9 protein-coding genes are annotated in these 8,472 nt (G+C 42.7%); 4 read left to right on the top strand and 5 right to left on the bottom strand.

The features are described 5' to 3' along the window. The first annotated feature begins 289 nt into the window (after nt 1-289). From ACE1CM_RS22175 to ACE1CM_RS22165, 3 genes are all read left to right on the top strand, one after another. Nucleotides 290-460, top strand: a complete 171-nt coding sequence (locus ACE1CM_RS22175; RefSeq protein WP_374880435.1) for a hypothetical protein — start codon at nt 290-292, stop codon at nt 458-460. A gap of 549 nt (nt 461-1,009) precedes the next feature. Beyond that, nucleotides 1,010-2,164, top strand: a complete 1,155-nt coding sequence (locus ACE1CM_RS22170) for a peptidoglycan-binding protein (protein WP_374880433.1) — start codon at nt 1,010-1,012, stop codon at nt 2,162-2,164. 122 nt (nt 2,165-2,286) lie between these two features. Continuing rightward, a complete protein-coding gene (locus ACE1CM_RS22165) occupies nt 2,287-2,616 on the top strand; it encodes a hypothetical protein (protein WP_374880431.1) in 330 nt (109 codons plus the stop codon). Nucleotides 2,617-2,896: 280 nt separating this feature from the next. On the opposite strand, the gene ACE1CM_RS22160 is transcribed toward ACE1CM_RS22165, so the two are convergent. Continuing rightward, on the bottom strand, nt 2,897-3,982 hold the full coding sequence (locus ACE1CM_RS22160) for a DNA polymerase beta superfamily protein (RefSeq protein WP_374880429.1): 1,086 nt from the start codon (nt 3,980-3,982) through the stop codon (nt 2,897-2,899). Nucleotides 3,983-4,049: 67 nt separating this feature from the next. Continuing rightward, nucleotides 4,050-5,045 (bottom strand): RNA ligase, encoded by a 996-nt coding sequence (locus ACE1CM_RS22155; protein WP_374880428.1) that lies wholly within the window; start codon nt 5,043-5,045, stop codon nt 4,050-4,052. A gap of 114 nt (nt 5,046-5,159) precedes the next feature. On the opposite strand from ACE1CM_RS22155, the gene ACE1CM_RS22150 reads away from it, so the two are divergent. Then, nucleotides 5,160-5,480, top strand: a complete 321-nt coding sequence (locus ACE1CM_RS22150) for a hypothetical protein (RefSeq protein ID WP_374880426.1) — start codon at nt 5,160-5,162, stop codon at nt 5,478-5,480. On the opposite strand, the gene ACE1CM_RS22145 is transcribed toward ACE1CM_RS22150, so the two are convergent. The 3 genes from ACE1CM_RS22145 to ACE1CM_RS22135 form a co-directional block, all read right to left on the bottom strand. Then, nucleotides 5,455-6,120 (bottom strand): DUF1287 domain-containing protein, encoded by a 666-nt coding sequence (locus ACE1CM_RS22145; protein WP_374880424.1) that lies wholly within the window; start codon nt 6,118-6,120, stop codon nt 5,455-5,457. The genes ACE1CM_RS22150 and ACE1CM_RS22145 overlap by 26 nt on opposite strands. Before the next feature lie 677 nt (nt 6,121-6,797). Then, nucleotides 6,798-7,400 carry a CDP-alcohol phosphatidyltransferase family protein gene (locus ACE1CM_RS22140; RefSeq protein ID WP_374880423.1) on the bottom strand — a complete coding sequence of 201 codons (603 nt, stop codon included), beginning with the start codon at nt 7,398-7,400 and terminating at the stop codon, nt 6,798-6,800. Nucleotides 7,401-7,482: 82 nt separating this feature from the next. Further along, nucleotides 7,483-8,253 carry a tryptophan-rich sensory protein gene (locus ACE1CM_RS22135; RefSeq protein ID WP_374880421.1) on the bottom strand — a complete coding sequence of 257 codons (771 nt, stop codon included), beginning with the start codon at nt 8,251-8,253 and terminating at the stop codon, nt 7,483-7,485. Nucleotides 8,254-8,472: the final 219 nt, after the last annotated feature.

Here is an 8,472-nt window from a genome sequence, read left to right as displayed (position 1 = left end):
GTTCCCAATCATCTGTCCCAGCTAGCAAACTGTCCCCAGCTTCTAGTGGCACAAAGGGGAAATTTCCTGATTTGACATCAGTCTGTAACATGGTTTATGTGCCTCCTGTAGGTACATCTATAGGTGGTAAAGTCGCGCTTTGGGTCTGCTTCACCCTGGGCGCGGCACTTTTTAGATTGTGGTCTTAGACTAGCACGATGTCGCGACATAGTTCCATCGCGATAACATTTATTCACAAAAGGAGAGTGGAATAATAGAAGAGAAGTTGCTACATCAGCACATTGCTACCGTGACCGACAAGAAAAAAGATGCTAATTACAGCTTGCTTAGAGGGTTTGTACCGCAAGACTTGCTCAGAAAGTTCAAAATCTACTGCATAGACAATGGATTCGATTACAGCGAGGGGTTAGAAAACGTGCTGCGCGAGTACTTTGAATGGAAAGAGCAACAAACCAAGTAATATTATGTCTGTTGAATTGCCCATCATAAAAAATCTCACCCCATCGTTGCGTAGGGACACGGCATGATAGATATCTCGGACAAACAGATAACGTTGATCGTGCCGTGTTTTGGCTCCCGATCGTGGGTAATCGACCGGACATGATATAACAGATGATTTGCGATCGCACAGCTGTTGCTTTGGGGTGAGCGATCCTACCCCTGTAACACAACTCCCCCAGCCTATCAGCCGACTGCGGGAGTTTTTCGTTTATTAATTCCAAAATCTCGGATTTAACATTAAAAAATTTTTTCAACTCACCCATTTGATTTACGTAATATAAGCTACACCACTCGTATTTCACAGAAATAAGCGACTGGCAACAAGCTTTCTGCAAAAGTTAAATTCATAGATAACAGCATTGGCTAAATTCAAAAATAAGTCTAGCCAATTGTGGGGAACAAACCTGAATGCTGTTGGCTCTATCTATTGTAGAGTTACACGCTACAGGTACAGAAAGGTCAGGTGCCGATCGGTGGTTATTTAAGTATATGGAATAGGAGTATTCACATGAGCGCTCGCACTCGTGGAGTTTGGATTTGGAAGTTGTCAGAAATTCGCAGCGATTATCTGGATAAGCTGGTTGAATGCCAGGTTCAGCGAGTTTATCTCAAAGTCTTTGATGGTAAATTTAAAGGTAAACTGCAACCCACATTTTGGGATTGGCAATGTTCTGCTGAAATTATTCATCAATTTCAGTCGCTTGGGATTCAAGTTTATGGATGGGGGTATCACTACGGAACTTCTGATGTTGAGCAGCAGGTAGCCAAAGTCAAGCAAGCTCTTGCTTGCGGACTTGATGGGTATATCCTGGATTTGGAAAAGGAAGTTGAGGACAGAAGCACTCACCCAAATGTAGAAAAACTTCTTGTTACTCTGCGTCCTTTGGTTAAAGAAGGAACTCTCGGATATACCAGTTTCGGACATCCTGGATTGCATCCTAATGTTCCTTGGCAGATGTTGGATGAGTATTGCGATATTGCTTTACCTCAAATTTATTTTGAAAAATTCACTTTCATGCTGACGACTTCAGAAGAAGTTAAGGATTGTTTGGATGCTCACAAGCGACTAGGTTTGACTAAACCAATTCTGCCAATTTGGGGTGACGAAAGCGATACAGCAAAACCTGCTTCAGCAGCAGAACTTCAAGACTACCTGAGTAATTTTCCTGGTTCGTCAATTTGGCGCATTCCTGATGTAGACGAACGTGGCGAAGCTTGGAATTTGGTCTATTCTGATTTTGAATTACCAAAACTCACCCGCATTCTAAGTCGAGGTAGTAAAGGAGATGATGTTAAAGCACTGCAAAAAGTTTTGAATGCCAGAGGGTTTAATGCAGGAACAGTAGATGGAGATTTTGGCCCTAAAACTGAAGCGGGTGTTAAAGCATTTCAAACCGAAGCCGATATTACTGTAGATGGGGAAGTTGGAGCGCAGACTTGGACAGCGCTTGGTGGTAAGTTTAAAGAAGCTCAGCTAGTCAAGTTTGGCGATTTATCTGAAAGGGAAAAACAAGAGGTAGAAGCTGGCTTTTACTTCCCGCCTAAATTAGGCAGTCGATATCCGCAAATACATCCAATTCAACCCCTAAAGAATGGAGCGGAAATGCTCGACAACGATCGCGGTATATTCAAGAAGCCGATATGCCTGTTGTTGCCGATTTAGCATCTCGTTCTCCCGAGCAAATTCGTGCATTAATTAACTAATTCAACGTTGAATATTCTGGTAATAAACGTTTTTGGCCTAGCGGAGGTGTAACCTGCTGCAATATATTTGCTAGGGATGTTATGCGTTGTCTGCGCGCGCCTTTAACTCACTGGGTTGGCGAAAAAGAGCAAGATGCAAATGCCATGTTTGACTGGTTGAGTAACCCGGCAAATGGATGGCGTAAAGTTAGTGCAACCGCAGCAACGGAAGCAGCAATTCAGGGAATTCCTACTTTGGGTTGTTGGAAAAATCCGCGAGGAATTGGACATATTGTTGTAGTCCGTCCCGAACCGGGCGAACTAAACAATCCTCGAATTGCTCAAGCTGGTGCAATCAATTTTGCCAATGGTCTGGCGTCGGAGGGATTGAGTCCTGCAAAAGGAAGGTTTACCTACTTCGTTTATGGCTAATTATATTTAGATCTTGCGCCTACCCGCTTACCCGCCTGGGAATCAATTCCCTTTTCTTATAGCTAAAGTCCACTCAAGTGGACTAAAACCTTTCTTCAGTCGTGTTTAGACGACTTCAGCTACTCGCTTTGGGGTTTAAACCCCTGGCGGGAGAAAACCGCAGTTGCAAGATGTGAGTATAGAAACCGGGTTTCTCTAAAGAAACCCGCTTTCTGGGCGCAGGAATTACGCAAAGAAACCGGGTTTCTCTAAAGAAACCCGGTTTCTGATCCCAGAGGTTTCACCATCCTTGCTTTTCAACTAAATCGATGCACAGTTGATTTACTGCGTCTTTATCTACTCCTCTAGGCAAGGTAGATTTTGTATAAGCAACATCTAGTCCGTTATACAAATCTGAGGCAATCTTCATCACTGCTTCGTAGCTGTACTCGCCATTTTTAATCGCTAATAACTCGCTCGCATCTCCTGCTTCTCGCCGGTCAACTATTACATTTCCTGTCTCTAATATTTCAATTCCTGTCCGCAAAAGCCGAATTGCTTGCATCGCGAATTTGCAATCGTAACCCACTTTTGCTTCCATTGCTGCTCTCGCGGGATTCCGATTTTTCTTCCATTGTTGGTAGTTGTCGTACTCTCGACAGGCACTGTTATATTTTTGGCTTTTTTGCAACAGTTTGATGAAGTCTTTCGAGCTATTAGTCAGTTTTTGGGTATAGTCGAGAGTCTCTTCTGGTAGCGGGTATTGTTTTAATACTCCTTTGTAGTCAATTTCAGCGGTTAAGAGGTTATAAAGTTCTTCTGATTCTGAAAGGAATTGGATGCGATCGCGTATCAACAAGTACAGATATTCCAAAAATGAATTAATATCAACTAATCCCAGGGTTTGATTTGGTTCTAATCCGAAATCTTCTGGTTTAGGTTTTTGTTGAGGCGGAGCGAGTAACCACCGGCGGTGTGATTCTAGTTTCTTAATTTGAGCATATCCATATCCAGCATAAGTATGCTTGACTTTTTTTGACAAAAATATTTGTCGGTGTTGTTGTAATATTCTGCCAATTTCGGTTAGATGCACGTATTCTTTAAACCACAGGAACTCTAGAATATTTGGGTTATTATCGGCAGATAATTCTAAAAACTTCTTCAACTCATAGATACAAGTGTCTTGAGTTAAATAAGAAAAGTTTCCAGGTTCGTGGTTCCATCCTCTATCTTTTTGTTCAATTTTCTCAAATCCTAGATAGTAAGGTTTGCTCGCGATAAAAACACCGCGATAGTCGTAATCTGAGGTTTCTGTTGCTAATCCATAACCTCTAGAACCTGTCAAAGCAATGAGAATTGTTCTGTTTTCAATTTCTAGGCGGTTCATAATTTGCTAATTGCTAATTGCTAATTGCTAATTGGAATAGGGGTGTTAAACTCGCGAACACCGATTCTTATGCGGTTAAACCATAATATTTGGATAACCACATGCCGGAATGATGGAAAATGATATTTTGATGGTATGATACGGCTTCATTTCCGTATTCAAGGGACATGTTTTCTATTAAAGCATCTAGAGAAACTTCTTCGCCTTGATCGACCATTTTCCACAGCGAGTGAAAGATAGTAATCGGACGGATGCTGACTCTGGCGGTGCGGTGATATTCTTCCATTGAGGGGGGTTTGAATTTCCATTGAAATCCCAAGGACTGGGTTTCTATATTTAAAACAACTCCTTCATGGCGATATAAACCCAACAGCGGATTGTTTTCTTTTTCCTGTTCTGTTACTAATTTTTGACCGAAATGTAACAGATTTTCCTCGCTTAATGTTGGAGTTGAAATTCGTATCAATTCATCAACGGTAGGAATGGAATTTGCCGCCGCTATCTGTTTAACGAGTCGCCAAGGTTGGGTGGTGTTTCGATTTTTGATGATTGTGTGCAAAGATAACCTCAGCGGGGTATCGTACTGTACGGTATGTTGATTGTTTGCACCCCATAGTTCAAAGACTAGGGTGGCGTTTTGTTGGCGGCAAACTTTAGCGATTCTTTCTATTAATTGGTTATCTACTGCGGCATTAACTAATCTGCGAAGCGATCGCCACTTTGTATCCGCAATTACCACCATCCCCCTCGTGCGCGGAAATACCAGTATTTCCCCATCTGGCAATTGCAAGGGCGAAAACAGAATCGCCGTACCGTCCATCTTGCGGGTGAAGGAGGCGGCGAACGCACGATTCGGTAAAACAAATGGATGTTGTAATTTATGGGTATAAGGTATTTCTGGCATCCCTGGCAATATTTGCTGGGTGGGGATGTCATTAATCGAATTGATTTCTACTTCCCCAGGAAATCTGCCTCGCTTGATTGTTATTTGACCTTTGAGGGTGTAGACTTTCCCTTTGTGTTCTAGGGAAGCTTTGAACTTACGCCAGCTATTTTTGCTCATAGAAACCTCCCCAGGTACAAGAAAGTCTTTACCCGTTCGTTAAAAAAGAGAGCATCAGAAGCTTAGTTTTATGCTACATTTATAATACGCGGGTGTCAAGCGGGTGGGAGGAGAGTGCGTTCGCGTAGCGTGCCAGAGGCATTTCGCCGGGTTAGGATTGAGGCAAAGAAACCGGGTTTCTATCAAAAATGTAGGGACACGGCAAGCATAAAATCTTTACTTGTACAGAATATTTCGGATGCCGTGTCCTTACGCAGAAACAAAGGTGATAAGATTGATTGGGTGGAGAGTGCGATCGCTATTTACGCAAAGAAACCGGGTTTCTATGAAAAATCGTTTATGGCATCTAGAGATATGCCTCCGGCACGCTACGCCAACGCAGCAAGAAACAAAGGTGATAGGATTGATTTTAAAAGTAGCGATAATGTCCAATAATGGGCCAATTGAACAAAATATCTTCGACTTGAGTACCAGCACCAATGTTATGTACGATCGTCAGTCTACCGGAGGGCGAACGTATATCGCTAACGATGCCGATGTGCTGCTGTCCGCCACCTAAATCCCAGGTTACTATATCGCCTGGTTGATAGTTCGATGAATTGCGACTGATGGGTAATGCTTTGCCTTGGCGTTTAAAATAGGTCATCAAATTGGGAACGCGACGGTGATCGATGTTTGGATCTGGTGCCTTTAACCCCCAATTCTTGGGATAGGCGGCAAAGTTTTTTCGCATATCTTCATTGACGGTTTTTTGCAAGTCTATATCAACTTGTCGAAATGCTCTAATAACGACATGGGTACAAACTCCCGTTGTCATGGGTACATCGCCGCCAGGAAAGGGAATTCGCACGTATGATGGATCGTAGTCACGGGTGATTTTGGTTTGCGCGATCGCATTGTCTATTACCCGGCGAATTGTCGGCGATGAAACTAACACCTTTGTTGAATTTGAGCTTGTTGCTGGAGTTGGGGTGGAAGGACTGGTAAGCTGATATGCCGCAGGATTTTGACAGGCAGCACAGAGAAAAGTAATGATAAAAATTACAGGCGTGAAGCGATGAATTTTTAATTCCATGAAGATATCCTCACTGGCTCATCAATAAGTTAACATCTCCTCTCTTCTCGCTAGAAGATTATCTATTTCTTTCTTCTTCTTTCTTCCTTCGTGTCCTAAAACGCTATCGCGTTTCGCTCTTGCGCATCCGCGCCGCTGCGCGAACGCTACCCTTGTCTTTGTGGTTCATTCAATAGAAATTCCTCCGCCAAGAAGGGAGCAAGCAAATCCCAACTCGGATTTTCAGATTACCCCGTAAGGCTTTCAGCAATTTTGGCTTGTGTAAATTCCAGTTTGGTGCTATACTTAACCTAGTTTCACGCAAATGCACCTTGAAAACTAAATATATCGGGCGTTTCAGGATGCGGCAGTTGCAACCGACTAAAATCCCTATTAGAGATTGAAACAGTGTCGGTTGCAACTGACTAAAATCCCTATTAGGGATTGAAACCTTTGTAGAGATAGTAAGTTTCCGAGTTGCAACTGACTAAAATCCCTATTAGGGATTGAAACTTAGGGATTGAAACTTAGGGATTGAAACACTGTAAGCGCCCTTACAGATCTAAAGGCGCGCGCGCGAGGGTTGCAACTGACTAAAATCCCTATTAGGGATTGAAACTGGTCTTCGCGTCTTACGGGGGTGTTTTGGGGTGGTTTCCGTTGCAACTGACTAAAATACCTATAAGGGATTGAAATATCTAAGAACTAATTTGACGCAGGCGCATTGCATGAAAAATACTTAAAACATCGTGGGTCCATTTGGGTAAAATTAGCGTCATGGCAATCTCTTCTATTGTGTGAACAATGCCTGCAATTATTGCCAACCACAGGGTTAATCCCGCATAATTAAATCCAAATAAACCAATCGTGGCGATAAACAGGGTGATGCCCCAAAATTTGGCTGAATAGGTGTGATAGGAAGCGGGTTTTCCATATTTGGCTAAATTAACTATCCACCAAATTAATTGGGCGAATGCGATTAAACTTAATGGAGTTGAGAAGGCGATGATTTTATCGGGATGCACTAACCATGCACTGAGGCAAATACATAAATAAAGAATCACATCTGCCCAACTATCAGATTGCCGCAAAAGGGCGTTAATGACGCCAATTCGACGGGCAATGACGCCATCGAATATATCTGAGAAAAAGGCATAAACATATCCCAGGATAAACCAAATACTGGTGTTGCCATCAATGGCATCCCATAAGAGTAATGGACTGATAAAGAAGCGGGTGTAAACGAGGAATTGGGGCAGAAATTGCAGAATTGTGGAATTTCTGTAAACTGGGGTTTCCATTGCGATTAACAACTATCTATATCCCCAGTTTTGCTGGTGTTTTGAGTCAAATAGGGTAAGTACGTGCCAGTTGTTAAAAAGTCTACCTGCGGTTTCTAGTGAAGAGAAATACCCATAAGGCAAATGCTAATCCGCTTGCTGTGACGGCAATTAAGGGGATGTTCATTTGGCGAATTGCGATCGCAACGAATGCCCAGACAAACACCAGCGGGTAAGCGACATCGCGACGCTGCCCAATTATTATAGCTGCGATCGCTGCCGCTATAACCAGCATGATTACCGTCCATACTTGGGGACTGATGCCCCAACCATTCCAGTTTACGCTGTAGAGTGCGATCGCTACATTCACAATCGTCGCGACGCTAATCCAACCAAAATAGATACTCAGGGGAATATGTACCCACCATTTCTCATTTCTAGCTACTCGTTCTTTGCCAATTCCCAGCCAGACGTAAATTACCATTAAAGGTATTAAAATTCCCAGCATTGCCAGGAGGGAATAAACAAAGAATCCATACTGAAATAGAAACACCCAAGCAATCTGAGATAGACTCGCAATTGTTATCAGATATCCGATTTTCAGCAGCTGGGGATTGCGTCTTTGGTCTGGTAATCCTTGATAAATTCCAAAGCTAACCAACCCCAGATAAATCAATCCCCAAATTGCAAAGGCATAGTTAGCCGGGGTGATTAGTACATCCCGAAATGTAGTATTGGAAATTTCGCCTATGGTTATGCCATTAGGTGGATTGATATTGGTATACACGTTGAGTCCCAGTGCTGCAAGGATAGCGCCTAAGTTTATCCCTTGACGGATAGTATCCGAGTTGAAACGATTATTTATAGTTGGCATATGCCCTGATGTTTGCTTTCTGTTATGAGTCTAATATCATTTTAAAAGAAACCGGGTTTCTGAGAGCAACCCTTAAAAGAAATCGGGTTTCTGAGACAAACAAAGGTGATGGCGCGCCCATATCATTTTAAAAGAAACCGGGTTTCTGCGAAAAACCCTTAACATCACCTTTGTTTCTGAGACAAACAAAGGTGATGTCGTCATTTTAAAAGAAACCGG

This window comes from Microseira sp. BLCC-F43 (genome assembly GCF_041929235.1).
In the GTDB taxonomy this organism is placed as follows: domain Bacteria; phylum Cyanobacteriota; class Cyanobacteriia; order Cyanobacteriales; family Aerosakkonemataceae; genus Microseira.
The sequence above is the reverse complement of the archived record's forward strand: the minus strand, read 5'-3'. Positions and strand labels throughout refer to the sequence as shown.

Coding starts and splice junctions, on each gene's coding strand:
- ACE1CM_RS22170 (WP_374880433.1), top strand. CDS start 1,010: ATGAGCGCTCGCACTCGTGGAGTTTGGATTTGGAAGTTGTCAGAAATT.
- ACE1CM_RS22165 (WP_374880431.1), top strand. CDS start 2,287: ATGCGTTGTCTGCGCGCGCCTTTAACTCACTGGGTTGGCGAAAAAGAG.
- ACE1CM_RS22160 (WP_374880429.1), bottom strand. CDS start 3,982: ATGAACCGCCTAGAAATTGAAAACAGAACAATTCTCATTGCTTTGACA.
- ACE1CM_RS22155 (WP_374880428.1), bottom strand. CDS start 5,045: ATGAGCAAAAATAGCTGGCGTAAGTTCAAAGCTTCCCTAGAACACAAA.
- ACE1CM_RS22145 (WP_374880424.1), bottom strand. CDS start 6,120: ATGGAATTAAAAATTCATCGCTTCACGCCTGTAATTTTTATCATTACT.
- ACE1CM_RS22140 (WP_374880423.1), bottom strand. CDS start 7,400: ATGGAAACCCCAGTTTACAGAAATTCCACAATTCTGCAATTTCTGCCC.
- ACE1CM_RS22135 (WP_374880421.1), bottom strand. CDS start 8,253: ATGCCAACTATAAATAATCGTTTCAACTCGGATACTATCCGTCAAGGG.